General features: G+C 43.8%; 27 protein-coding genes. 9 read left to right on the plus strand and 18 right to left on the minus strand.

All coding sequences use genetic code 11. The features are described 5' to 3' along the window. Positions 1 to 459, minus strand: a complete 459-nt coding sequence (locus QXT17_RS00770; protein WP_020962708.1) for an 8-oxo-dGTP diphosphatase — start codon at positions 457 to 459, stop codon at positions 1 to 3. A gap of 22 nt (positions 460 to 481) precedes the next feature. Beyond that, positions 482 to 1,384, minus strand: coding sequence for a UbiA family prenyltransferase (locus QXT17_RS00775; protein ID WP_020962707.1), 903 nt, complete (start codon positions 1,382 to 1,384; stop codon positions 482 to 484). A gap of 107 nt (positions 1,385 to 1,491) precedes the next feature. Between QXT17_RS00775 and QXT17_RS00780 the strand changes: the two genes are divergently transcribed. Genes QXT17_RS00780 through QXT17_RS00800 form a run of 5 tightly spaced genes read left to right on the plus strand, consistent with a single transcriptional unit; the run spans position 1,492 to position 5,188 of the window. After that, a complete protein-coding gene (locus tag QXT17_RS00780) occupies positions 1,492 to 2,100 on the plus strand; it encodes an energy-coupling factor ABC transporter permease (protein WP_020962706.1) in 609 nt (202 codons plus the stop codon). A gap of 4 nt (positions 2,101 to 2,104) precedes the next feature. Beyond that, positions 2,105 to 2,398 carry a PDGLE domain-containing protein gene (locus QXT17_RS00785; protein WP_020962705.1) on the plus strand — a complete coding sequence of 98 codons (294 nt, stop codon included), beginning with the start codon at positions 2,105 to 2,107 and terminating at the stop codon, positions 2,396 to 2,398. 1 nt (position 2,399) lies between these two features. Then, positions 2,400 to 3,137 (plus strand): hypothetical protein, encoded by a 738-nt coding sequence (locus tag QXT17_RS00790; RefSeq protein WP_052885525.1) that lies wholly within the window; start codon positions 2,400 to 2,402, stop codon positions 3,135 to 3,137. A gap of 9 nt (positions 3,138 to 3,146) precedes the next feature. After that, on the plus strand, positions 3,147 to 3,878 hold the full coding sequence (locus QXT17_RS00795; protein WP_020962703.1) for an energy-coupling factor ABC transporter ATP-binding protein: 732 nt from the start codon (positions 3,147 to 3,149) through the stop codon (positions 3,876 to 3,878). A 44-nt stretch (positions 3,879 to 3,922) separates the two neighbouring features. Further along, a complete protein-coding gene (locus QXT17_RS00800; protein WP_020962702.1) occupies positions 3,923 to 5,188 on the plus strand; it encodes an MFS transporter in 1,266 nt (421 codons plus the stop codon). Positions 5,189 to 5,225: 37 nt separating this feature from the next. On the opposite strand, the gene QXT17_RS00805 is transcribed toward QXT17_RS00800, so the two are convergent. Next, a complete protein-coding gene (locus QXT17_RS00805; protein WP_020962701.1) occupies positions 5,226 to 6,023 on the minus strand; it encodes an NAD+ synthase in 798 nt (265 codons plus the stop codon). A gap of 210 nt (positions 6,024 to 6,233) precedes the next feature. Between QXT17_RS00805 and QXT17_RS00810 the strand changes: the two genes are divergently transcribed. Beyond that, on the plus strand, positions 6,234 to 6,518 hold the full coding sequence (locus QXT17_RS00810; RefSeq protein ID WP_020962700.1) for a hypothetical protein: 285 nt from the start codon (positions 6,234 to 6,236) through the stop codon (positions 6,516 to 6,518). A 49-nt stretch (positions 6,519 to 6,567) separates the two neighbouring features. After that, positions 6,568 to 7,842 carry an alkaline phosphatase family protein gene (locus QXT17_RS00815; protein ID WP_020962699.1) on the plus strand — a complete coding sequence of 425 codons (1,275 nt, stop codon included), beginning with the start codon at positions 6,568 to 6,570 and terminating at the stop codon, positions 7,840 to 7,842. 34 nt (positions 7,843 to 7,876) lie between these two features. Here the strand turns inward: QXT17_RS00815 and QXT17_RS00820 are convergent, their stop codons facing one another. From QXT17_RS00820 to QXT17_RS00885, 14 genes are all read right to left on the minus strand, one after another. Then, complete coding sequence (locus tag QXT17_RS00820; RefSeq protein WP_020962698.1) at positions 7,877 to 8,341, minus strand: GbsR/MarR family transcriptional regulator; 465 nt, start codon at positions 8,339 to 8,341, stop codon at positions 7,877 to 7,879. Positions 8,342 to 8,380: 39 nt separating this feature from the next. Continuing rightward, positions 8,381 to 8,989, minus strand: coding sequence for a DUF998 domain-containing protein (locus QXT17_RS00825; RefSeq protein WP_020962697.1), 609 nt, complete (start codon positions 8,987 to 8,989; stop codon positions 8,381 to 8,383). Positions 8,990 to 9,056: 67 nt separating this feature from the next. Continuing rightward, positions 9,057 to 9,842: a phosphate ABC transporter ATP-binding protein gene (locus QXT17_RS00830; RefSeq protein ID WP_020962696.1), complete on the minus strand. Its 786-nt coding sequence runs from the start codon at positions 9,840 to 9,842 to the stop codon at positions 9,057 to 9,059. After that, positions 9,842 to 10,681: a PstA family ABC transporter permease gene (locus tag QXT17_RS00835; RefSeq protein ID WP_020962695.1), complete on the minus strand. Its 840-nt coding sequence runs from the start codon at positions 10,679 to 10,681 to the stop codon at positions 9,842 to 9,844. Before QXT17_RS00835 ends, QXT17_RS00830 begins: the two co-directional genes overlap by 1 nt. Continuing rightward, entirely contained in the window at positions 10,681 to 11,571 is an 891-nt protein-coding gene (pstC, locus tag QXT17_RS00840; RefSeq protein WP_020962694.1) for a phosphate ABC transporter permease subunit PstC, read from the minus strand. The genes QXT17_RS00835 and pstC overlap by 1 nt, the downstream gene beginning before the upstream one ends. Before the next feature lie 96 nt (positions 11,572 to 11,667). Next, positions 11,668 to 12,828 (minus strand): phosphate ABC transporter substrate-binding protein PstS, encoded by a 1,161-nt coding sequence (pstS, locus tag QXT17_RS00845; RefSeq protein WP_020962693.1) that lies wholly within the window; start codon positions 12,826 to 12,828, stop codon positions 11,668 to 11,670. Positions 12,829 to 12,953: 125 nt separating this feature from the next. Then, positions 12,954 to 14,900 carry a molybdopterin biosynthesis protein gene (locus QXT17_RS00850; RefSeq protein ID WP_342783675.1) on the minus strand — a complete coding sequence of 649 codons (1,947 nt, stop codon included), beginning with the start codon at positions 14,898 to 14,900 and terminating at the stop codon, positions 12,954 to 12,956. Further along, positions 14,881 to 16,101, minus strand: a complete 1,221-nt coding sequence (locus tag QXT17_RS00855; protein ID WP_020962691.1) for a molybdopterin molybdotransferase MoeA — start codon at positions 16,099 to 16,101, stop codon at positions 14,881 to 14,883. The genes QXT17_RS00850 and QXT17_RS00855 overlap by 20 nt, the downstream gene beginning before the upstream one ends. Before the next feature lie 6 nt (positions 16,102 to 16,107). After that, the gene (locus QXT17_RS00860; RefSeq protein ID WP_020962690.1) at positions 16,108 to 16,389 is read right to left on the minus strand and encodes an acylphosphatase; all 282 of its coding nucleotides are present in this window, start codon (positions 16,387 to 16,389) and stop codon (positions 16,108 to 16,110) included. A gap of 39 nt (positions 16,390 to 16,428) precedes the next feature. Continuing rightward, complete coding sequence (locus tag QXT17_RS00865; protein WP_020962689.1) at positions 16,429 to 17,316, minus strand: pantoate kinase; 888 nt, start codon at positions 17,314 to 17,316, stop codon at positions 16,429 to 16,431. Continuing rightward, a complete protein-coding gene (locus QXT17_RS00870; RefSeq protein WP_020962688.1) occupies positions 17,313 to 18,032 on the minus strand; it encodes a hypothetical protein in 720 nt (239 codons plus the stop codon). Before QXT17_RS00870 ends, QXT17_RS00865 begins: the two co-directional genes overlap by 4 nt. 125 nt (positions 18,033 to 18,157) lie before the next feature. Beyond that, positions 18,158 to 19,729, minus strand: a complete 1,572-nt coding sequence (gene guaA / locus QXT17_RS00875; RefSeq protein ID WP_020962687.1) for a glutamine-hydrolyzing GMP synthase — start codon at positions 19,727 to 19,729, stop codon at positions 18,158 to 18,160. Next, positions 19,704 to 20,798: an amidohydrolase family protein gene (locus tag QXT17_RS00880; protein WP_020962686.1), complete on the minus strand. Its 1,095-nt coding sequence runs from the start codon at positions 20,796 to 20,798 to the stop codon at positions 19,704 to 19,706. Before QXT17_RS00880 ends, guaA begins: the two co-directional genes overlap by 26 nt. Next, positions 20,798 to 21,847, minus strand: a complete 1,050-nt coding sequence (locus QXT17_RS00885; RefSeq protein ID WP_020962685.1) for an IMP dehydrogenase — start codon at positions 21,845 to 21,847, stop codon at positions 20,798 to 20,800. The genes QXT17_RS00880 and QXT17_RS00885 overlap by 1 nt, the downstream gene beginning before the upstream one ends. Before the next feature lie 81 nt (positions 21,848 to 21,928). Here QXT17_RS00885 and QXT17_RS00890 point away from each other — a divergent pair, with 81 nt between their 5' ends. Continuing rightward, positions 21,929 to 22,876: a phosphate uptake regulator PhoU gene (locus tag QXT17_RS00890; protein WP_052886406.1), complete on the plus strand. Its 948-nt coding sequence runs from the start codon at positions 21,929 to 21,931 to the stop codon at positions 22,874 to 22,876. Between the two features lie 115 nt (positions 22,877 to 22,991). Next, positions 22,992 to 23,396: a ParB N-terminal domain-containing protein gene (locus QXT17_RS00895; protein WP_187146995.1), complete on the plus strand. Its 405-nt coding sequence runs from the start codon at positions 22,992 to 22,994 to the stop codon at positions 23,394 to 23,396. Here the strand turns inward: QXT17_RS00895 and QXT17_RS00900 are convergent. After that, the gene (locus tag QXT17_RS00900; protein ID WP_020962682.1) at positions 23,393 to 23,824 is read right to left on the minus strand and encodes a hypothetical protein; all 432 of its coding nucleotides are present in this window, start codon (positions 23,822 to 23,824) and stop codon (positions 23,393 to 23,395) included. The two genes, QXT17_RS00895 and QXT17_RS00900, sit on opposite strands and share 4 nt — an antisense overlap. Positions 23,825 to 23,832 lie beyond the last annotated feature (8 nt).

The raw sequence follows: 23,832 nt of genomic DNA on the forward strand, positions 1-23,832 counted from the left end.
TTACTGGTAGACATCTAATTTGTAGCTCAACATTTTTGAGTAATCTTTCTTAAACCAGAACCTTCCATAGATAGTTTTTCCAGCAAGCACGTGGGGTAGCCATATCTTGTCGTCTTCCCACATCAGGTCGAATGGTAGCTTATCAATTTTGAACCATTGTGGGATTGCTTCTTCAGAGGGCTTAGGGTCTCCCCTAAACCTTGTAGAAGTAAATACGTGGACAATTATGTCTGGGACATCCTCTTCGGCGTAAAATTCTAGTACTCCTTTATAGGTGACCTGGAGAAGCTCTAGTCCAACCTCTTCTTTGACCTCTCTCTTTACACCAGTCCACATGTCCTCGTTTGGCTCTATTTTGCCTCCAACCCCATTGTATTTGCCTGCGCCAAATCCTCTCCGCTTGTAGATAAGCAGTACTTCGCTACCTCTCATTGGGTAGCAAAGAGTTGCCGTCCACATGTGGAAGACCAATTGTCTCTGCTTAAAAAACTGGGCCTTGTTGGATGACTGCTCCAATCAATATGCCAACGACGTATAGTATTCCAAAGTTCTGTACAAGTGCGGCAGTCATTGGATCAGCTGTCTCCGGAACTTTTGTCTTGAACGTCTTGTACAGCTTATAGGCCTGAGGCAATGTTAGGTAGGCAACTAGTGACGCGATGGGGACAATGTTTAATAGTGCCAGTAGAGCTAGGGAGACATAGGCTAGTATGATTTCTCCAAAATAGAAGTAGAGCCCCCTCCCCCTGCCAAGAATCGCGACAAGTGTCTTGGCGCCTCTGCTTAAATCGAACTCTATGTCACGTAGATTGTTTGCAGTAAGGACAGCTGCAACAAGTAAACCAATCGGGGTTCCGGCTAGGGCTGGCAGGAGTGAAAGTTGACCCGTAAGCACATAGAAGGTTCCAATCCACATAAATACGCCCCAGCTTAGGAAAACACCTATTTCTCCCATGGCCTTGTATTTTAGCCCCGGGGGACCGGAATAAGTGAATAATAGAACAACTCCCACAAGAGCAAGTACAATAACCAATATCTGCCTAATTGCTATTAAAACAAAAGCACAAGCCAGTCCTGAAACCAGTAATACCAATCCAAAGTTCCTGACCTGCTTTGGAGTCATTATGCCAGCTATGACTGGATGCGGCCTGTAGAGGGTTGTGGGTGCTCCTGGAACATCTACTCCTCTGATTGTATCATAGTAGTCATTTAACACGTTTGCAGCCGCATGCAGTAGCGTCACGCCCAGCAGGGTCACAATGAAGAGGAGGAGATCAAAGGTATGCAGAGCCAGGTATGTATATGCCGCTGCACCAGTAATGGATATAATGGTCATAACAAACGACCATGGCCTTGTCACAATAAACAGTTCCTTGAGCTTCATACGTGGTTTTTCTGAGGCTGGCAATTAAAAGGTTTTTTTTAATACAAGATGATTGAAATATATTACTAGGCGAAATGCTTAAATAAAAAAGCCAATAATCTATTACTGTGCACATCCCAGACGGTTACCTGGATCCATACATTTGCATAGCAACGTACCTAGTCGCAGTAATTGTTGTAATTCTTTCCTTTAGGAAAATCAAAGATCTAAGCGACGAGAAGAAGACCTTAATTCCCGTCTTGGCGGCCGCGATATTTGTTGCACAAATGCTGAATTGGCCTATTCCGGGAGGCACCTCTTTACACCTCGTTGGGGGCGCGCTGGCAGCAATACTTGTGGGCCCCTGGGGAGGAAATATCGTCCTAACCCTTGTACTGCTGGTCCAGGCACTTGTGTTCCACGACGGGGGGATTACAACCCTAGGTGCAAACATACTCAATATGGGGATTGTGGCTGTCTGGACTGGCTGGCTAATCTATAAATATCTCCCGAACAAAAGACTCGCTACTTTTCTTGCTGGATGGCTAAGCATAACTTTTGCGGGTATCGTTGCAGGATTAGAGCTTGGATTATCCAAGCAGTTTCTCTATGGGCTTTCTATAACTATCCCGGTAATGGGCGGCTGGCATGCAGTACTCGGTATCATTGAGGGAATAATAACTATGGGTGTTTACATGTATCTGGCTAATAAATATCCAGGCCTGGTGAGCGGGTGATATAATGAAAGAAATTGTTCTTAGGTATAAAAAAGCCTTCATCTTAATACTTTTTCTCATAGTTATTAGTCCAATCTTCGGAGTAATACTAGCAAACCTCCTTGGTTACCACGAGCCCCTAGATATAGCGGCTGAGCTTCTAGGTCTCAACGAGACGACAGAAGAAACCAATTGGACGCCATTCCTAGATTACTCTGTGCCTGGACTTCCACCTGAAGTGGGATACATTGTTTCGGGTCTGCTTGGAGCCTTAGTGGTCCTCCTCCTTGGCTACATCATTATCAAGCTGAGGAAATGAAATGATGAAAAGCTTGGACAATATTTTAAATGATTATTTTTTTGAGCTGGGCGATGTTCTAGGTAAGCTTCTTGACTCTTCCCAGCCTAGGTTCACTCCCAGCATTGGCATTGTCCTATCCATGCTTGTAACGGGTATTGTTTCTTTTTCTCATACACTTCATACATTTATATTGGCGTTAATTTTCGCGTCCATCATTGCTTTTGCCACAAAGAAGACCAGGGAGTGGTTATATGTTACTTTTATCTCTATATTCTTTGCTCTTGTTGTTGCTCTACCTGTAATTTTGCTTGGGGAAACTAGAGAGCCAGTAGTGTTCATATTGAGAGTGGCGGCTTCCGCTTCATTGTTTACTTCTATGCTTGGCGGATTGGGCTGGTTGGGTGTAGTAAAGGGTCTAAATGCTCTCGGTTTTGTTGAATTGTCAAAACAGCTTGGCGTTTTGATCAGATATATTCCCGAGTTTATTAGGAAAGCCCAGACAAGCACCCTTGCCAGAGAGGCCAGAACATTTACTGTGTCAAGAAAGAATAGATGGATTATTGGTATGTCGTTGGTGGGGGACTTGATATATGAAGGCTTTAGAACCTCTTACTGGCTATCATTATCCACAAAGTCAAGATATTTTGGAGAGGCTACAACAAAGGGGAATAATGTCCTGCACTGGAGACCTACCCCCTTAGATTTGTTCGTACTATTTTCAACAATCTTATTAGCCTACACTGTGTATGCAGGCTAGGAGAGCACTATGCTGGAAGGTAGAAATCTTACATTTTCTTACCTTAAAGATGACTTGGTGCTTGAGAATGTATCTATCCAAGTAAAGACTGGAAGAATCCAAACTGTCTTGGGACCAAATGGTTCTGGCAAAACCACACTGTTACTGCTTGTTTCTGGTCTTCTGAGGCCGCTTTCTGGCGAGGTTCTACTTGATGGCAAAAATCTGTTTGAAATGTTGCCAGGCGCTAGGAGGTATATTGGTGTAATGTTCCAGAACCCAGATGACCATTTATTCAGCCCAACGGTCCGAGATGAGCTTCTCTTTACGTTAAGCCAGTTAGAATTGACACGCGGAGAAGTAGAGGCAAAGATCCAACTTGTAGCTAACATGCTCCATCTAGAACATTTGTTGAATAAACCTGTCCATGCGCTAAGCTTCGGTGAAAAAAGGAGAGTGGCGCTAGCAAGCATAATTATATACGACCCAACATATCTCCTCCTAGATGAGCCGTTTGCTAACCTTGATCCCAAGACCACTGCCCTCTTCCTCAAACTTTTATGCGACCTCAGAAAATCGAGGGGAATACTGCTGGCTAGCCAAGATGTAGCCCTGGCTGAGAAAATAAGTGACTATGTCTACATTCTTAGCAATAAGAAGATTATTTGGGAGGGAGAACCTCCCATCCCTAGGAACATTCTTGACGAGGCTGGTCTACAGACTGAGATAGCTCCATGCAGCTTCGGGCAGAGTACGCGTTAAGAATCCTAAAAAAGATTTAATTGTGTCCTGCTTTTTGCATCATTGTGGCTAAGTGGCTTGCAAAGGTAAAAGACTCCTTTACGAAAATCCCGAAAAACATACGGGTACTGGCATTCGGCTGGCTAGTTTGGTCACCTGTCCAGGCAATGGCCGGACCATATACACAGCTATATGTTAGCAAGCTAGGCGCTTCCCCAGAGGACATCTCGCTTGTGCAATCAGCCACACAGATCGCTAACTCTTTTTCAAGGCTTCTCGGCGGATTTCTCTCCGATAAGTATGGCAGAAAGAAGATTCTCTGGATTGGAACACTCTTAGTAGCTGGGACATACCTATTAATGGCGATAGCTCCAGACTGGCAAACATATGCTATCTCAAACGTCCTGAATGGCATCTCACTTTTTTACCAGCCGGCCCTTGAGGGGATACAGGCAGACTCTGTACCAATATCATTGAGGGGCAGGATGAACGCGATTCTCAGTCTAGTGCCTGGACTTGCCTCGTCGCTTTCACCGCTTGGCGGTGCCTACCTTGTGAATATATTTGGAATAGTTGAGGGCGTGAGGATAATCTTTTTCCTATCTTTTCTAACAGGCATCATCACGGCCCTTTCGCGTCTTTTCTGGATAGAAGAAACCATAACCACAAAAGACACAATAAACGCCAGTGGAAACTTTTTGTTCTCCTACATTGATGCCCTTAGAAAAATCAGCCATGAAACATACCTTTTGATGACTACCGATATTTTGCTCAATCTTGTAGGTGCAATGACTTTTCTTGGGAACTATTATATGTATTATTATCTAGAGGTTGACAAGAATGGTCTAGCTATCCTAGCTACAGTTGGAAGCGTTGTGAATCTATTGCTTCTTCTACCCGTTGGGAAGATTGTTGATACGCGTGGAAGAAACTTTTCTATAACACTAGGCTTTCTTCTAGGAACATTAAGCCAAGTAATCTTCGTTTTGGCTCCACCGTCTTCCTGGCTCACTCTTCCTCTATTGCTCCTGTCCACCACTATAGGCTCAGTTGCAGGCGTATTTTATGGCCTGGCTTATTCTTCTTTGAGGGCAGACCTTGTCCCAAAGGAGTATAGGGGGAGAGTCTATGCCCTCTGGGGGCTATTCCCGTCGTTTACGTGGAGTCTAGGAGCTCTGATAGGTGGCTGGATGTATAATAACCTGGGACCTACATCTCCTTTCGTTTCAAGCCTTCTTTTGAGGCTTCTTCTATCCCCTCTCCTTCTTTTTTGGTACCGCCAGCTAACCTATAAAGTGGACGAGGTAATTAGGAGCTTTGAGGGTAGCTAGAGCGAGAAGGCTTTCATCGAAAACGCAGAACTTTCTTTTAATGTCTGCTGACCCTGATTATTTTGGGTGGATTCCGTTTATGTTCACTCCTCTTGTAAAGCTCCATGACGCGATCTACGTATTTTTTCTCTATGTGAAGGTTTTCGGGGACTTTCTCAGGAGCTATACCCATCTCAAAGATACTGTAAAGGATCAGGTCAGCTATTTCATAGCTTAGCCCAAGTTCGCCCTCGGCGGTTTGTCCTGGCCACAGCCTGGGGCTACTAGGCTTAAACGCTATTCGTTCTGGAAGCCCTAAGAAAACTCCAAGTTTTCTGACCTGTGTCTTGTATAGATCTCCTATTGGCAATATATCTACTCCACCGTCACCATACTTTGTAAAGTATCCGAGAAGAAGCTCACTTTTATCCCCTGTCCCTATGACCAAGGCGTTTTTCCTATATGCTCTTTGGTGCAGAATGCACATTCTGACACGGGCTGCAAGGTTTCCTCTCTCCTCTTTGGTTAAATCTCCCAGGTTTTTCTCAAAGCTCTCCAAGATTGGTTCAATATTGATAACCTCTATGTTTTCCTTGGGGACCCTTGCCAATTCTAAGACAGAAAAAGCATCTTCAAGATCTTCTTTGGGTGTAGTCTTTGAAGGTAGAATCAATGCATGTACGTTTTGTGCTCCAATAGCCCGCACAGTTAATAGCAGTGTCACAGCGCTGTCGACCCCTCCGCTAACTCCAATTACTCCCCCGCTTTTACCTGCCTCTCGGACAATGTAATTCCGCAGTTCTCGAGCTATGTGTTCAGTTACAGCTTCCCAATTCATGTCTGGTATGGTTTGCATGATGGACCCCTTAAGTCTCGTTATTTTGATGGCTTTAAGTCTTAGCGTATTAGTCGTGTGTAAAAATTTAGAGCCATAAATTGGTCAGATTAAGGATATTTTTGAGAACCCTCCTAAAAAACAAAAACATGGATCGCCTTAAGAAAAAATATGTAAAACTTTTACTGATAAAAATGAAAGATTTATCTTTGTCTTTTTTACTAAACCCATGTGATAAGAGTTAGTATTGACAAGTTGAGGATGTTTACTTCGAAGGCGGGGCTTTACAGTTGGGACGAGTCAGGAGAGAAAGTTATTGTTGCTTTTTCTTCCTTGTCTCTCGAAGAAGTCCTGGGAGAAAATGCAGAGATAAGGATTATTGGGTCGAAGGAGGGAAGCGATCTTGTTGTTGAGAAGGTTATATTGAGTAGGGGAGGTGTCCGTGAAGAAGTTGACCCAAAGACTCTCGAGGGATGGTTTAAATATATCGAACAAAGCGAAGTAGCGAAAAAGTAATGAGCAATATATAGCAACGTTTTTATCACAAGATCCCTATACTTGACATGTGAAGCTGATTTATCTTGTACTAGATGGTGTTGCAGACAAGCCTGAAGATGGTCCTACATCTCTAGAGCTAGCAAACAAACCGTTTCTCGATAAGGTTGCTTCGCTCTCTAGATGCGGTTTAATGTATACTGTTGGAAAAGGCATTGCTCCCGAAAGCGACGCAGCTGTAATGTCAATCCTCGGATACGACCCACATAAAGAATATACTGGCCGTGGACCCGTTGAGGCTGTGGGTGCAGGGTTAGAGCTGAGAGAAGGTTACGAGGTTGCATTTAGGGCCAATTTTGCTACCATAGACCCAAAGACGAGAAAAATCCTTGATAGGAGATGCGGAAGAAACCTTTCTAGCGAAGAGGCCCACGAGCTTGCCAAGGCAGTAGACGGTTTGGAGCTAGGAGTCTACGATGGGTATGCACGTGTAGTTGCGACTGTTGGACATAGGGCTGTAGTGATTATCGGAAGCAAGACTCACAGGGTGTCAGACAATGTCAGCAATACAGATCCTGCTTATGAGAAGCATGGTTATGTCTCGATTGCAAAATCTTCATTTGAGCCCTACGTAGCAGAGGCAAAACCACTGGACGGAACAGAGGAGGCAAGAATCATGGCTACTCTCGTCAACAAGTTTACCGAGAAGATAATCCAGATACTTAAAGACCACCCAATCAACCAGGAAAGAATAAAGAACGGTAAGATGCCTGCAAACGTAATTTTACTGAGGGATTCTGGGGGAAGACTTCCAAGGCTAGAAGAAATAAACAAGAAATTTGGCTTAAGGTTTGGCGCTGTAGCCGAGATGCCTGTGGAAATAGGAATCGCGAGAATATTGAAAATGGACATGGAAAGTGTGCCGCCTCCTACAGAGGACAAAGCCGTGGATTACAAGATTAGGCTTGAAGCCACCATGAAGTTGTTGGAGCGAAACGATGTCGTCTATGTTCATCTAAAGGGGCCCGATGAGCCTGGACACGATGGAGACGTGAAAAGAAAAGTAGAATCTATAGAGCTAATTGATAGATACTATGTTGGTCCTCTCCTAGAACAAATTAGCGGCAAAGAAATTGCTTTGCTGGTTACAGCTGACCACGCCACTCCTTATACTCGTAAATCTCACACAGATGACCCAGTACCCGTAGTTTTAATGCTACCTAGAAACAAGCAGGACGGATTAAAAAGGCTTACAGAAAAGGAGTGCAGTCGAGGTTCGCTTGGAGTATTCCAGCACGGCTATGAACTCCTTCCAAGGATCCTTGAAATGATTAAAAGTCCTTAGAGTGTCTTGATTATTATTAGTATTTTTTCCGTGGCTACCTGTTAATTTTTGCGTTCATGCTTCTCATATTTTTCAGTGTATCTAATAGGAAAGTCTCCTGAAGCTTCTCGATAGCTTGGTTACATTCATCCATCAAAGACTGGATTTTTTCACGCTCTTTGGGGAGCTTTTCAAGTTCCCTTGCAAGAGGCTTCAGGTCTTTCTCAATCATTTTGCGGGCTATCTCTCCCAATAACTCGTCGATGCCCTTATCTGAAAAGTATAACTTTTTCCTTCCACTTTTAACAAAGGATACTAAGCCAACGCTGACAAGCAAGGAAAGTGCGGAGCTTACTTGGCTTAAACTGTATCCAGTCAGGTGGACAATTTCTGTCTGGGAAAGTGGAAACTCGGATAGAATAAGTGTTGCAAGAACCTTTGAGGCCGCTTCTCCTAGCTCAAGCCTTGATACAAGCCTAGACACCAAGTTGATAAGCGTCTGGGGAGGCGTTGAATGCATTGTGTGTCTATAATATATAAAAAACTATGCTTATATTCCTTATGTTGTTTTTGCTTTCACGATTCTAAGGAAATAGATTGATGCCGTCAAAGCGCTGGCTTCAATGAATAATGCCCCGGCGAGCTCCAGAACTGCAACGGAGGGCCACCCTATGGTTAATTGTATTAAGTAGCCGAGAGGTACTGGGAGAATACCCAAGAGAAACAATATTGAACCAAAAAGTTTCTCCTTCTTTGCGAGAAGCGCTAGACCGAGAAATGCTGAAGTCAGGAAGGACTGAAGGTAGAACCACGTGGATACAAATGTGTGGGGTTTTGTTCCGCTGGGATAATATCCTATTAGGAACAGAAATATGCCTGAGACAAAAAGGAGGCCGGAGGCGAAGCCTTCAAGCTTTGTTTCGACAGACCAAAGGATGCCTAGGGAATATAAGGCAATAATTGTTCCCATAGTCATAAGGCCAATATTAAATATCCATGGATTCGTGGCCCTAGGCGAGCCTAGGTCGCTAAATGCACCTTTAAAGAAATTCCACCACGGGTTACAAGAGGCTGCGAAATAGACTGTAACAAGGAAGACTAGGAAGCTGAGGGGACCAAGGACCAGTAACAGTGTTCTGAGTATCTTCAAAGCTTTCATTTTGATCATTTATAGGACGCAACAACACTCTTAAAATTTTAGTCTTAGTATACAGTCATAAAGTGAGAAAAATTATCTATCTTTTTTCCTGTAATGCTTCAATTATCATTCTCTCTTCCAGTGTTAGTTTTTGTATTAGGTCGTAGTAGGGGACAGCGAACAAGCTGTCGATAAAGTTTTCTTTTACTATTTTTCCTTTGAAGATAATTGCTCCTCTATTTGCGACTCTCTTGGCTTGTTCCGGGTCATGGGTAACAATTATTATTGTTGTTTCACGTGAAAGCTTTCGTATGAGTTCTTCTATTTTTGATTCATTAACGGGGTCTAAATTGGCTGTGGGCTCATCCATTAGTAGAACCGGCGGACGCAAGGCAAGCGCCCTTGCAATGCACAAGCGTTGTTGTTGTCCGCCACTAAGAGAAGTTGCCGGCTTTTTCAGTTTGTTTTTAACTTCTTCCCACAATCCTGCCTGTTCAAGGGCTTCTCTTACTATTTCATCTAGTTTTCTGCCTTTAGCTACTCCGTGTAGCCTTGGTCCCAGCGCTACGTTGTCATATATCGAGAGGTGAGGCAACGGGTTTGGCATTTGGAAAACCATTCCAGCTAGCCGTGCCACTTGTTCGCGGGGGAGCTCCCTGTAAACATCTATGCCCATTATCTCGACTTTTCCTTCAACTCTGGCCTCTGGTCTAAGCTCTATTAATCGATTTATCGTCCTTAGCAGGGTAGATTTTCCACATCCAGAGGGGCCCAATATGGCGTATACGCTGTTTCTTGGAACACTGAGGTTGATGTTAAAAAGAACTTGTTCATTTCCATAGTAAACATTTAAGTTTTGGATTCGGACAGCTGGATTTTCCATTAGAATCTCACCTCTTTTGTAGCTTTCCTAATAATGAGAGATAAGGAGATGCTAACAAGTGCAAGTATAGAGCTCGCGCCCCATGCCAGTTTTTGCCAGTTTTCATATGGTGTCTTTGCGAAGTTCCATACGAGGAGAGGCAATGTGCTTGAGGGGCCGTCTAATCCATAGAAGCCATAAAATGCTGCTCCAGCAGTGAAGAGCACAGGTGCTGTCTCGCTGAATGCCCTGAGAAAAGCTGAGAGAAGCCCGACAAGTATACCCCTCAAATTCATTGGAACAAGTACAAAGAAGACAGTCTTCCACCTAGGTAATCCTAAACTGTGTGCGGCCTCCCTATAAATGAAGGGGATAACTCTCAGAGATTCCCTCACCTGAACCACTGTATATGGAAGTATTGCCAAGGAAAGACTCAACGCACCGGCAATTAGCGATGTGTTCTTAGTCGCAAGAACGTATGTTGCATAAATAAATATGCCGAGGATTACACTCGGAACTTCGCTTAGGAAGTGTGATGCACTTTCTGCCAGTATTGCAAGTCTGGTCTGTGGATATTCATTTATGTATACACCTGTCAAGAAACCTATAGGAAAAGCGATGGCTACTGCTAGTGATATCATTACGAAACTACCTATGAGCGTATAATAGATTCCTCCGGGAGACCCTTCACCTGGAGCGGCAGGTGCCGTAGTAAAGAATGCTGGTCCTGCTTCGATTATCACTTTGAATCCAAGGATTAGGGGTACAATTATTAGGGAAAAAATCGCCAGTAGAATAAATCCAACAGATAAAACGATCAATAAGAAACCAATTTCATTTTTTATGGAGCGAAGATTCACTATTGCTCACCTCTAACAATTCTGACACTTCTGTTGGCCAGCCTTAATCCAATATAGGAAAAAAATGCGCTGGTAATCAAGAGAACGAGGGCTGCAAACATTAATGCACTATATTCGTACTTGTAATAGGTAGCCATTCCAAAATTATTAGCAATTAGGCTTGTAACAGTTGAAGCAGGTAAAAATGGATCCAAGGGCAACCTGTAGGCATTTCCTATTACTAAGGTAACTGCAGTGGTCTCTCCAACAGCTCTGCCAAAACCAAGGAGAAGAGATGATACTATGGCGGGAAAAATCATCTTTAAAACGATGATGGCCCGCTCGATCTTTGTAGCACCTAAACTAGCTATTGCCTCTATGTATGATAAAGGTACAGATGCATATACGGATTTAATTATCGCCGTGGAGTATGGAGCAATCATGATAGACAACACTAGTCCAGCCGTTACAATGCTCGCTCCTGTGACATTGACATATCCAAGCTTTACAGCTAGCTGTCTCACCAGTGGCACAATAAGTGTAAGACCCCACAAGCCGTAAAGAACTGTTGGAAAAGTAGACGCGACATTAATTAGTTCTTCAATTGCAAAACGCGCCCTGTACGGAAAAATTTCCTGGATAAAAATAGTTAGAGAAATCGAGAAAAATGCTGCAAACATGATCGCAAGAATAGCCACATACAGAGACCCAACTAGGGGAGGAATTATTCCATAAACTTCTTTTGCTGGATCTTCTGCTGCATTCCATTGAAATTCCGTGAATATGCGAAGTCCCTCGTAAGTGAGGACTGGGATAGATTCCTTGAAGAGAACAAGAATCAAAAGAATATCTATGCTCAATAGTAGAACTCCTGGTATAGATAGCATGATCCTTAACATGTCTCTATTCATAACTTACACTCACTAAGTATTTCGTAGCCAAGTATATATAGTTTATGTTTATGATAAACATGAAAAACAAAAATATATAGAAAGAAAATATTTTATTTATTTACCAAAAAGTTGAGATAGCTGAAGTATTTTCTGTGAAATACTTTGTGGTATTGGCGCATAACCTTCTGCAATATTTTCTGGCTTCTGACCGTCTGTAGCTATAAACTGTAACCATCTTGCAAGTGCCTTTCTCGTGTTTAGGTCGTAGTTGTCAGGAGACTTGAGAAACATGTAAGTTGGGGAAGAGATTGGATAGGCATCTGGATCTGTTGTTCCAAAGATCTTCGATAGAAGGTCTAAACTGTATATATCACTAGTAAAATCGACATCCAAGCTTTTAACGGCTAAACTGACCCTTTCAGGAGAAGGTTGTACGAATTTACCTGCATTGTTTCTTAAAGCTACCACACCCATTCCCTTCATATATGCCAGTTCGACATATCCCATGGAGTACGGTGTTTGCTGAACCATGCTTGCAACACCTGTATTTCCTTGTGCACCTTGTCCTCTTCCCATCGAGTCAAGAGGCCATTGAACCGTTTTCCCAGTTCCAACTTTTGTTTTCCATTCGCTCGAGACAAAGCTCAGGTAAGACGTGAAGACAGCTGTTGTTCCACTGCCGTCACTTCTATGAATAAAGTATATCTCTTTGTGCGGTAAGAGATTCGCGACTTCAGGGTTTAGTTCCTTTATCTTTGGGTCATCCCAATAATTTATTTTTCCGAGGAGGATGTCTACGAGAACTTCTGGTGTAAGCTTGAGTGGTTGTTTGTCTTTTAGCTCCGGTACATTGTACACTACCGCTATTCCTCCGAGAAGGTAGGGAACTTGATAAACAATCCCATATTTGTTTTTAGCCTGGTTCAGCTGTTCAATTGTCAGTGGAACATCCGAGCAACCAAAGGTCGTAAGACCATTAATGAAGTCGCTTACTCCTTGGCCACTACCTACAGCGCTGTATTCAATCTTTATATCTGTATTTGTAGAAGTAAAGACTTGTATCCATTTTCTGAGCTGGGCCTCGGGAAAAGTTGCACCACTTCCCTTTAGGAGCACTGGCTGAGAAGCTTGTTGTGATGATTGCTGGGATGGTTGCTGTTGAGAGGCTTGTTGTTGAGCAGGCTTGTTTGCAGAGAAGATGAATAGTCCAGCCAGTACTACTACTATCGCTATGGCGATTACTATTATTTTTTTATAGTTTTGTCTTTGACTCATACATGGTTACATAGAATTGGCTATCTTATGTACTTTTTGCTTATAACTATGTAATGAAATCGTAAAAACTATAATTCTATATATGATTTAATTAGTGCCTTCGTGTTTGATTGGTCCTTGTTCCTTTACAACTCTATTATTGTTCCAGTTTTCGTGTCCAAAGAATATCCTGCGGGTAGCGTCGCTTTGTCTAGGTTCCTGATTTTTTCTATTATTTGGCTCACTAATTTATTTGTATAGGCTTCTCTTCTTATCACGATGTCATATCTCTCGCTTGTGATAGGTTTAAACTCTAGACCATATCTCTCAGCAATATATTTTACACCTATTCCTACGTCAACTATTCCCCTGCTAATGAGGTAAGCTACTGCCTCGTGGGTTTTAACCTCAAAGGTATAGCCAGTAAGCCTTTTCTTCATCTCTTCAGGCGATATTCCTAGTTGACGTGATTCCTCTTCTAACATGTGATCAATGAGTACACGTGTACCGCTTCCGGGATTCCTGTTGACGAAGCGTAGATGTTTATCGACTATATCTTTAAATGAAGAAACTAGTTCTGTGTTTTTCCTATATATGAAGCCCTGTTCTCGCTTATAGCCTATGAGAACTAGTGCTTGTTTAATGTCGAGCTGTCTTATAATTGGTAAATTGTATTCTCCCGTAGCTGGGTCAAGTAGGTGTGTTCCAGCCATGTCTGCTACTCCGCTTTTTAGTGCTTGGAGCCCTGAGAGCGAGCCGACGTTGACCATGCGTACTTTGTCGTAGCCTGGCAGATTTGCAACTATGGATTGTAACAGTGGGTCATGGGAACCAATAATGTTTAGTTCATAGTTTTTCTGGAATGGGTTTAATAGCACGTCGACTTCTGTCCCTTCTGGAAGGTGTTCTGTGTCCTCTGGAACAATTATATAGCCGTCTAATAGTGACATTGCCGACACACGTCCGCTGTGACCCGTTAGGGGGTAAGCCTTCATTTCTCCGTTGTGCTTCAGGATTGCGGGCACAAATACCCTTATACCTGGTTCTCCACGGATAGGTGTCTCTATGCGTGCCTTTATTGTTGGGACCTCACTTTTAGGCGTGCCTTGAAGCTTTAGTATTACGGGAAGAAGGTAGAGGTTGACTGTTAGCAGACATGAAAGTGGGAAGCCGGGCAACGCGAAGACTATCTTGTCTCCGTGGACGGCTACAGCGAGGGGTCTGCCGGGCTTTTCTCTTACACCATGGAGTATGATTCCTGGTTCGAGCCTGCTTAGAACCCTGTAGGTTTTATCCTCTAGGCCGGCAGAGGTTCCGCCAATCGTTGCTACTATATCGTTTTCATTTAATGCCTTGTGTAGAGCTTCTTCTATTTCTTCAACTACATCGTGTACGCGGGGATATATCTTGGGCTCTGCTCCTATGGACTTTGCATAGGCATAGATCATTGTTGAGTTGGAGTCATAGATTTGTCCGTATTCGAGCTTTTCTCCTGGAGTTTTCAGTTCGTTGCCTGTGGGAATTATTCCTAGGCGAACCGGCCTATATACCCATACCTTGTCTATCCCTACAGCTGCTAATACTGAAACTAGAAGTGGGGTGACTATAGTCCCTTTCCACGCGACAACTTCTCCTTCAGCAATATCGGAACCAGCAATGTCAATGTTTTCACCTCTGGCTACCGAGCGGTAAAACTCTACTTCGCCATTCCTCGCGTGCGTATGCTCAATTAACACGACGGCATCTGCAGGATAGGGAACAACTGCGCCAGTAGAGACTTCTACACATTGTCCTCTTTCTAGTCTAAACAACTTGGTCTCTCCGGTAGCCACTTTCCCGACAAGCTTCAAGGTTTTTGGCCTATCCTCGTATACTCCCGCTAGGTCTTCACTTATTACAGCGTAGCCGTCTACTGTTGCCCTAGTGTATGGAGGATAATTGGAGGGTGAAAAAATGTTTCTGCTTAAGACCCGCCCTATTGCCTCCTTCAAGGAGACTTCTACTTCTCCTAGTGGATTAAGCGGCCTGTAAGACTCTATAAGTGGGATTACTTCGTCGACGCTTACCATTTTTCTAAATATTTTTCTCTCCAATATTTTCCACCTCTCGGTACAAATTAACCTCTACAGTTTCGCCTTCATCGTACCCCTCAACCCCTTCAGGCACTATGACGTAGCCGTTGCCCCTGAGGAGACTTGCCAAAGCACCAGACCCCCCTAGCATTACTGGTTCAGCATAGTACTCTTCGTTTTCCCGGTAAACACGCACCCTGGCAAAGCCTATAACACCCATTTTCACCGAGATGCGCCTTGTAAGTTTAGCCCTTATCGTGGGTAATAGCGGAACCTGCATCCCTAGCTTCCTAGCAAGAGGCCTAAAGAAAACCTCAAGAGTTGATAACGCAGCAACAGGAAGCCCACTAATAGCCAATATGAGCCTGCCGTCCTTCACAGCCACGCACGCAGTTTTCCCCGGCTGAAGGGCCAAGCCGTGAACAATGTATTCCGGCTCTAGCTTGTTTATAGCTTGCACTGTCAAGTCGTGTCCACCCATCGATGTCCCACCTATAAGTACGGTTAGCCACTCCTTCCTTTTCTTTAACCAGCTAACTATATGTTCCACAGAGTCCGGCGAGAAGTCTATTGAACTAACGTTCACGCCCAGGGTTTTTAGCCATGAGGCTACAAATATGTGCGTGTATGGTCTGAAGAATGTTTGGGAGATTATCTCGTCGCCTATGTTAAGTATACTGGCGCTGAAATCATAAACATTTACGGTTTCTTTTCCTTCCAACATGAGGCCTGCAACGCTGTGTGGCTGTATTCTTTCGCCCTGTCCCACTATCCTTATATCAGTATCGTATTCTTCGCCAGGCAAGGAGACATTTTCCCATTGGGCCAAACGTTTGTAGATATATACTCGATCCTCTTTTTCTACTACATCTTCAATAGGCACCACGGCGTCTGCGCCCTCTGGTAGAAGAGCTCCAGTTTCTATCTTGGCGGCGTAGCCTTCAGGCAGAACCATTTCCTCCTTAGAACTTGGCCTTATAACGCCCTCGATTTTCCTGAGCACTACTGGAGTGCTAGGTCCGGCGGCCTCTACATCGCGAGACCTAACCGCGTAACCGTCGACAACGGTTTTAGGTCTTGGGGGAAGCTTAAAGGATGAATAGACATCCTCGGCTGAGTATAGCCCAAGAGAGTCTGTTACGGGCACCTTGATAACGCTGGGTAACCTAAGGAACTTTAATGATTCTTCTATAACCCTGCCTACACTGTGAAGCTTCCTCAAAACTTATCACCAACGAATATAAAAGTCCCTAAACTCTCCCCTATAATCCTCCCACTTTACCTCAACATTTTCTACTCTTGCCATTGGGGGTCCACGCCAAGCCCATTCTATAAGTTTTTTTACGGCTTCCTCGTCTCCCTCGGCAACGGCTTCTACTCTCCCATCTGGTAGGTTACGTACCCAGCCAGTTACTCCCAGACTCCTTGCAACCTCCTGCATGGTTGCCCTATAGAAAACTCCCTGGACAAGGCCAGATACAATAATGTGAGCTCTTACAAGTCTAGTCATGTGGTAGATATGCACTAGAGGACTAAAAATGTTTACTGCCTAGACGAGTCTTGCGGGTTCCCAGCTTATCTCCGAAACAATAGTTTTTGCTTTGAGGTTATTTAAGACCTCTACTGCCTTATCTACTTGCTCGTCGTGCACTACGGTGAATACAGCGTCCCCTATCTGTGTCTGCCCTGCGTATGGTATTCCTGCCTCTTCTAGGGCATTGAAGGCTCTCTTAACGTTCTCAGTCGCTAGCCCTGTTTCCAGAGAAAATCTCTTGGAAACCTCAAGTAGTTTTTCTAACGATCTTTCACGAATAAGCTCGTCTATCAACCTCTTTCCAACGGCGTCTATTAAAGGTAAGCTAGCTGAAGACAAGATCTCCGGCTTGCTTCGGCTTCCAAAAAAGCCTATAATCGCTTTCATGTCCTTGTCAAAGAGGAGCCTATCTACTAGATCGTTTCCAGGCGCTCCTGGTCTAACAACAATAACAACGCCACCTGCAACAAGCCCCGAAACCGTTCCTAGTCCTGTCTTGCATTCCACCTCTGCAACATGTGCAATTTTTGCTAGATCTAGGTAGCTTAGCCTTAATCCTAGTAGCCGTCCCAGAGCGAGAGCCGTGGCTAGAGCACTTGCACCACTTGTGCCTAGTCCGCCACCAATTGGAACAGATACATCAACATAGATTTCGACTCCAAGCTGTCCAGGGAACATAGACAACAGCTTCTTCGCGACGGTACTGACTGTTGGGATTATCTTGCCGCCGTCACTAATACTGATTTTGACTCCTTGTTGCTCGCTTTCACAAGCTGTAACTGTGACACCCTTTTTCAGCGCTAATCCTGCACCTCTGGCCCCCGTTAACAATGGATCCTCGACTATGTGTGTCTCAAATATTCCGCTAAGGCCAGCCGGGCTCCAAGCAGAGGCACATCTCATTTTTCCTCGCCAAAAGTTATGCCTGAGCTTTTTAGAACCTTTACGACTGGGGGTGTTAGAATCGCGATAAAGGGTATCTCTGTCAGATATGTCCACAAGAACCAGACGAGGGCAGCCCAGCCTGGCAGATATGCTTGTCCACTGGGTAATGTAAAGAACTGGCTGAAAACCCAGACACCTATACCTATGTAGGCTGACCCAAGCATGAGTCCAGTAGATCCTGAAACCACTATTCTCCTATCTTCGCCCTTCAGTAGAATCGCTGGCAGGGCCGTTGCAATTATGGCTATAATTGCCGCGAATAGGAAAGAGTAATCTAGGAGATTGAAGTAGAGCAATGCAACAAGGATTAGAGTAGTTAGGAGGAGTTCTGAGAAAATAAGCATTATAATCTTTTTTTCGTCTCTCAGCTTCCTATAAAGGTAGCCTATTGTATAGAAGCCCAAGAAATTTGCTGGGACGCCTACGGTTAGACTCAACAGAGGATTCCCGTGAACAACCATGTCACTGATAAAAATTCCTATGGCTGCGCCAACCCCACCTATCATAGGCGAGAAAGCGATCGAGAATATTGCTGGCACAAATACGGAAGGCCAAAAGCGAACAGTGCTAAGGATAGGGGTAAATAGACCTAGGTAGGTAGCTATGCCGAGGGCCGCATAGAGCGCTGCGCATATTGCAATCAGTGTTATTTCTAGAGACCTTTGTATCTTCACGGGCTGTTCGAATTAGGGAAAATTTAAAATTTTTTAGTTTAACTAATTTAACAACTACATGAGTCAACATTCTTGACAAGACAATAAGGAGAAAACTGATTCATTTGGGATGAAAAAGCTGTCCCCTATTCGAATTCGATTGTAGCTGGCGGCTTATTAGTAATGTCGTAGAGAACTCTATTCACTCCTTCAACCTCATTTGTAATCCTGTGCGATATTCTGTCGAGAAGTTCCCATGGTAGCTTAACAAAGTTTGCAGTCATAGCGTCTTCGCTTTCAACGACTCTTAAAGCCACCACGTATTCATAGCTTCTGACGTCGCCCTTGACACCTACAGTCTTCAACGAAAGTAGAACAGGGAATGCCTGCCACACTTTACGGTACCATCCACTTTTCAGGAACTCTTCTTCAACGATTTTTGTCGCTTTCCTTAAAATGGAAAGTTTATCCTCGGTCACCTCGCCAATTATTCTTACTGCTAAACCAGGCCCAGGAAACGGGTGCTGGTACACTATCTCTTCCGGTATTCCTAGTTTAAGAGCAATTTTTCTGACCTCATCTTTATAGAAGTCTGCTAGGGGCTCTAGGATCTCTATGCCTGGGAGCTGGCCCATTACTACATTGTGGTGGCTCTTTATTTTCGCTGTTGCTCGGCTTGTTTTTCCACTTTCTACTCTGTCTGGATAAATTGTTCCTTGGGCCAGATAATTTATCTGGCCATATTTTTTCTCGACTTCCATGACTGTTGAAACAAAGATTTCACGAAATGTTTCCGCAATAATTTTTCTTTTCTCTTCTGGGTCCGTTACACCTTTTAGCCTTGAGAGAAACAATTTTTTGGCGTCAACAAAGTGGATGTGCTCAAAGCCAAGAGATTTTAGGGTTTTAAGTACCCTTTCAGGCTCACCTTCACGGAGTAAACCCGTATCTACGAAAACTATGTGAACACTGTTTGAACCAAAAACTCTTAACATTATTGTTGCCGTAGTTATTGAGTCTACTCCACCACTAACAGCGACTAGTACGTTTCCACGAGTTTTTTTCTTTAGCTCCTTTATTTTTTCTTCGACGACGTCTTCTACAAACCAGTTTGGCTGTGCCCCCGTTATTCTTGCTAAGAAGTTTCTCAGAATCGTCATTCCATGCTCGGTGTGCTTGACCTCTGGATGAAACTGGACACCGTATATAGGCTTAGCTATGTGTCTAAATGCCGCTACGTAGGAATAGTTTGTTTCAGCTAGTCTAATAGTGTCGGGCGGTAACCTTACAACGGCGTCCCTATGGGACATCCAAACGGTTTGCTCTTTTGGGGTCCCGCGGAAGAGTTCGTCGTCCTGCAACACATTCATTTTGCTTAAGCCATATTCCGCTTCATCTCGCCTTTGAACCTCTCCACCAAGCATGTCTGCCAACAGCTGGTGGCCGTAACATATCCCTAGAACTGGTACCTCTCCACTTAGGAGCCAATGCGAAACCTCTTTGCTTGGCTTTGGCGCGTTGGCCTCGTATATGCTTGCGGGTCCACCTGACAATATGACGGCGACGGGATTTAAACGCTGTATCTCTTCTAGGCTGGCATCGTACGGCAAAAGCAATGAGTGATAGTTTAGTTCACGGATTCTCCTGGCTATTAAGTGTGCATATTGCCCTCCAAAGTCTAGGACAACTACGCTATAATCCGTATTTTTCGAATGCATAATTGACCCTTTCCCTAACAATTCTCTCTACGTCTGTCCTGGATAAACCATACGGATCAATTATCTCGTCTTTTACTATAGGCTTGCTCTTTACGAAAACATATACAGGTCTAGATTCGCCCCTTAGCACTTTCTCAATAGGATCATCGAAGGTCACTAGGTCGCCTTCTGGCTTGATGTTGTATATTTCGTATCCTCCAAGAGTTGCCTTTGCAAGGAGATCCATAGTAGCGCCGTGCAACTTGACTGCATCCTGAAAAGTCCTAAAAAGGTTACCCGTTACTAGAGGCCAGTCACTACCAAGCGAGTCAAAATGTTCTATGCTTCCAAGAGTCCTGTTGTAAAGATATATGTTTGAAGTTGGACAATGTACAACTTTTAACCCCGCTTTACGACATTTCTCAGGAGAAGCTATACAGTGGACAGCTATTACCCTGTCTAGTTCTTTTCCAAGAGCCTCGACAAGTGCATCTACTTCGTCAATACCTTCAGAGAGATGCAACGCGAAGGGTAGGTGAAGTTTTCGGGAGATATTATAAGAGGCCCTGAGCATCGAAATATCTGCCTTTTTGATAGAGTGAACAAAAAATCCTAGAGAGAAATATCCATCCCACAGGAAACTATTTTCCACATACTTGACAAATATGTTTTCTGGGAGGCTCCAACCATCAAGATTCATTACGGTTGGCAAAAGTACGACCCTGGGAGTTGCTTTAAGTTTTTTAACAGCTTCGATATTACCCTCGAGGCTCCCGGTCAGTGAAAGCATTGTTACACCATCAATTATGGAGGAGAGGATTGTTGCCTCTGCAAGTAACGCTGAGAGCTCCTTGTCTTTTCTTATGGCTGCCTCGTTTACCCTCAGCTTTCTATTCTCAAGCCATTCATATGAGTCTCTCCAGTGTCCACCTTCCCCCACATCCACAACTTGTGGATGTGCGTGGGCGTCGCTGAAGCCAGGAGAAACAGCAGACTCGAAATACATATCTTCGGACGTTGATACCTCTAATCTAGCGTTCTCAATTAGCTTGCCATGTAAGACTAACTGTCCTATCTCTACTGTCCCCATTAGTATTTCACCTCGAAGAGGCCTCTAGCCTGGCTCTCGTGCAAGCCTGCATTAGTCAATCTAACAAACCTGGACTTTTTCTTCAATTCTTCTAGGTTTACGGCTCCAACGTAGCCCATCCCCTGCTTTAATCCATTAACTAGGAATTCGACTACGCCTTCTACTGGTCCCCTACATGGTACTAGTCCCTCTACACCTTCCGGAGCCTTCTTGAATTCTCCATAACGTTGCGATCCACTTTGGAGTGCCCCCCTGCTTCCCATGCCTCGGTAAACCTTGAAGCATTTGTCATCCCTCTTTACAATTTCTCCCGGTGCCTCGTCTGTTCCTGCAAGTAAGTATCCGAGCATTACTGCATCTGCACCTGCGGCTAGTGCCTTTACTATGTCTGCAGGCTTCTCGATTCCGCCGTCTGCAACCACCGTGACTCCATATTCTCTTGCCACATCTGCCACCTGTGCAATGGCAGAGAGCTGTGGATATCCCACTCCTGCAACTTCTCTGGTTACACATGCATGTCCCGGTCCGACCCCAACCCTAAGGGACGAGGCGCCTGCATGTATCAAGTCTAGGGCAGCTACTCCTGTAACTATGTTTCCAGCCATGACCTCTGCTCCGATGCTTGAATACCTTTTTGTTGCCTCGACAACGTTTTTGCTGTGCCCATGGGCAGTATCTATGACTATCAAACTCGCGCCTTTATCTAGAACCTTTGATACTCTCTCGTCGTCGAAGGGCCCAACAGCTACACCTATATTTATTCCTTCATCGGCAAGAGTCTTAACATACTGTAACAAGTTTTCTTCAGGGAGATTTCTGGGAAAAACGCCCAGTCCCCCCAACTGTCCAAGTTTTCGCGCCATCTCGATGCCTGTCACAGTGTCCATTGGACTCGAAACGATGGGTATTTTTAGTAAAAGTTTTCTAGTGAGCCTTGTAGAAACATCGATATCGCTGAGCTTTACGTCCGAATAGGCTGGAACGATTAAGACATCATCGAAGCTCAGTCCTATTTCTGTGTTTTTAATTTTCTCGACGTATATACCCATACAATGTCAAACAGTATCTAAAAATAAAACATTTTGTATAGACAGTTAATATTTTATACCAAGTGTATATACATTTAAAACATGCCTTTGGCAAGGAAACTAATAAGACTTGGAAAAGCAAGCCTAGCAGTCACGCTTCCATCAAAGTGGCTGAAGAAACATGACTTAAAGGAGGGCCAAGATGTTTACATTGAAGACAGAGACGACTACTTAGAGATATGGCCGAAACCCCGTGAGGCAGAAGAAATAAAGCAAGAAGCACAGGTAGAAATTGAGCCAGGCGAGGAAAAATCGGCCGAAAGAATAATTATCTCCTATTACTCAGCTGGATACACGAGCATTCGCATATCTTATCCTAAGAAGACAAACAAGACACTTCTAAAAGAAAATATTAGAAGAAGCTTACTCCGTCTAGTTGGACTAGAGGCATTTGAAGAAGAAGAAAACTACTTTTTGCTACAAATGATTGCAGACACTTCCACTATTAGCATTGAAAAGATTATATCCAGAATGGAGCTATTGTTGAAGAATAATCTTAGAGACCTAGAAGAATATGCACGCACAGGCCACATGCAGTACTTGAAAAGCATCATTGAGAGAGATGAGGAACTAGACAAATTCTATTTCCTGCTAAGCAGGCAGGTAGCATTATCACTAAAAAGCAGTAGCTATGCAGAAAAAGTAGGAATACCCCAGAGACCACTATTACTTCCATATTTCAATTATGCCAAAACTCTTGAGAGATTGGGCGACGTATTTGTGAGCCTTGCAAGAATTCTTCAAAGAGGTCAAACAGTCACAGAAGAACAAGTTGAAATTATAAAGAAAGCTGTGACCTGTGGGATAAATGCGTTTCAGAGAGGAGATAAAGTTAGCAAAAAGGAGCTGGGAAAGCTGTATTCCAGCTTTTTTACTCAAGGAAAAGAGTTGACCCTTATAACATATCTTATTGGAAATGTTCTTTCACTTTCGTTGGATCTCTTGGAGGCACGAGTAGACTTTGAGGCTCTGACACCTGTTCAAAAATAGTCAAAAAAGAAGATAAATTTATATTTATGAAATGTTTTGTTCATATATGCATAAATTTGTGACAAGGATAGCTATTGTTAATATTGGAGATATAAGACCTCATGAAGAAACTGATATGATGCATACATATGAACTGGTACGTGACATTTTAGCCAGGGGCGTCCTTGTAAAACCAATTGTGGTTGATGAAGCAAGCATGGTAATTCTTGATGGACACCATAGGTTCGAGGCACTGAAGATGATGGGTTTTAAAAGCATTCCTGTAGCTATGGTTGACTACTTTTCAGATGCAATCGTTGTTGAGTCTTGGAGAAACAATATTAGACCTACAAAGGCAGAAGTAATCGATCATGCCCGCAGTGGCATTCTATATCCATACAAGACGACTAGACACATGGTTATTCTCGATGGAAAGAGATATCATATTTCTGAAGTAGTTCCCGAAGTAAACTACAAGGTTGTTGCAAATGCCTCGAAGCCTGGTTCTGAAGTCGTAGAAAAACTGGTGAGAATAATTTAGGCAGAACTGGAACTTGTAATGCCTGGTTGCTTTATCAAATTTATAAGGGAAAGGGTATCGTACCAGGAACATCCACTTGTCCTCTCGATGTCAAAATTTCCCCTAATCTCTATCGAGATTTCCTCGTCCCGCAGTGGGAGGTTAAGTTTTACCTCTCTGTATGTATCTGAGGGTACCAGAACTATAGAGTACCATAAGCCGCCGAATGTTTTTACTCCTTCGAGCCCGCTTGGACCGTATTTTGCATGGATAACTAGGGTCCTTGTAAATTCTACTTCTCCGTCTCCCCCGTAGTCTCCTCTCGAGTTTTTGTCAACGAGGTTGCGTATCATTCGTCCATCGGAAATGATTACAAAGTATGCCCTGTATACGTTTCTACCTATCCTTTTCTTAGCAAACAATGTTCCGCTGATTTTGACCCGAGCCAAGCCTGTTC

The organism is Thermofilum sp. (assembly GCF_038871435.1).
Classification (GTDB): Archaea; Thermoproteota; Thermoprotei; order Thermofilales; family Thermofilaceae; genus Thermofilum; species Thermofilum adornatum.

Coding starts and splice junctions, on each gene's coding strand:
- guaA (WP_020962687.1), bottom strand. CDS start 19,729: ATGCATTCGAAAAATACGGATTATAGCGTAGTTGTCCTAGACTTTGGA.
- QXT17_RS00860 (WP_020962690.1), bottom strand. CDS start 16,389: ATGACTAGACTTGTAAGAGCTCACATTATTGTATCTGGCCTTGTCCAG.
- QXT17_RS00790 (WP_052885525.1), top strand. CDS start 2,400: ATGATGAAAAGCTTGGACAATATTTTAAATGATTATTTTTTTGAGCTG.
- QXT17_RS00885 (WP_020962685.1), bottom strand. CDS start 21,847: ATGGGTATATACGTCGAGAAAATTAAAAACACAGAAATAGGACTGAGC.
- QXT17_RS00865 (WP_020962689.1), bottom strand. CDS start 17,316: ATGAGATGTGCCTCTGCTTGGAGCCCGGCTGGCCTTAGCGGAATATTT.
- QXT17_RS00825 (WP_020962697.1), bottom strand. CDS start 8,989: ATGATCAAAATGAAAGCTTTGAAGATACTCAGAACACTGTTACTGGTC.
- QXT17_RS00805 (WP_020962701.1), bottom strand. CDS start 6,023: ATGCAAACCATACCAGACATGAATTGGGAAGCTGTAACTGAACACATA.
- QXT17_RS00890 (WP_052886406.1), top strand. CDS start 21,929: ATGCCTTTGGCAAGGAAACTAATAAGACTTGGAAAAGCAAGCCTAGCA.
- QXT17_RS00895 (WP_187146995.1), top strand. CDS start 22,992: ATGATGCATACATATGAACTGGTACGTGACATTTTAGCCAGGGGCGTC.
- QXT17_RS00785 (WP_020962705.1), top strand. CDS start 2,105: ATGAAAGAAATTGTTCTTAGGTATAAAAAAGCCTTCATCTTAATACTT.
- QXT17_RS00770 (WP_020962708.1), bottom strand. CDS start 459: ATGTGGACGGCAACTCTTTGCTACCCAATGAGAGGTAGCGAAGTACTG.
- QXT17_RS00775 (WP_020962707.1), bottom strand. CDS start 1,384: ATGAAGCTCAAGGAACTGTTTATTGTGACAAGGCCATGGTCGTTTGTT.
- QXT17_RS00795 (WP_020962703.1), top strand. CDS start 3,147: ATGCTGGAAGGTAGAAATCTTACATTTTCTTACCTTAAAGATGACTTG.
- pstC (WP_020962694.1), bottom strand. CDS start 11,571: ATGAATAGAGACATGTTAAGGATCATGCTATCTATACCAGGAGTTCTA.
- QXT17_RS00830 (WP_020962696.1), bottom strand. CDS start 9,842: ATGGAAAATCCAGCTGTCCGAATCCAAAACTTAAATGTTTACTATGGA.
- pstS (WP_020962693.1), bottom strand. CDS start 12,828: ATGAGTCAAAGACAAAACTATAAAAAAATAATAGTAATCGCCATAGCG.
- QXT17_RS00820 (WP_020962698.1), bottom strand. CDS start 8,341: ATGCATTCAACGCCTCCCCAGACGCTTATCAACTTGGTGTCTAGGCTT.
- QXT17_RS00880 (WP_020962686.1), bottom strand. CDS start 20,798: ATGGGGACAGTAGAGATAGGACAGTTAGTCTTACATGGCAAGCTAATT.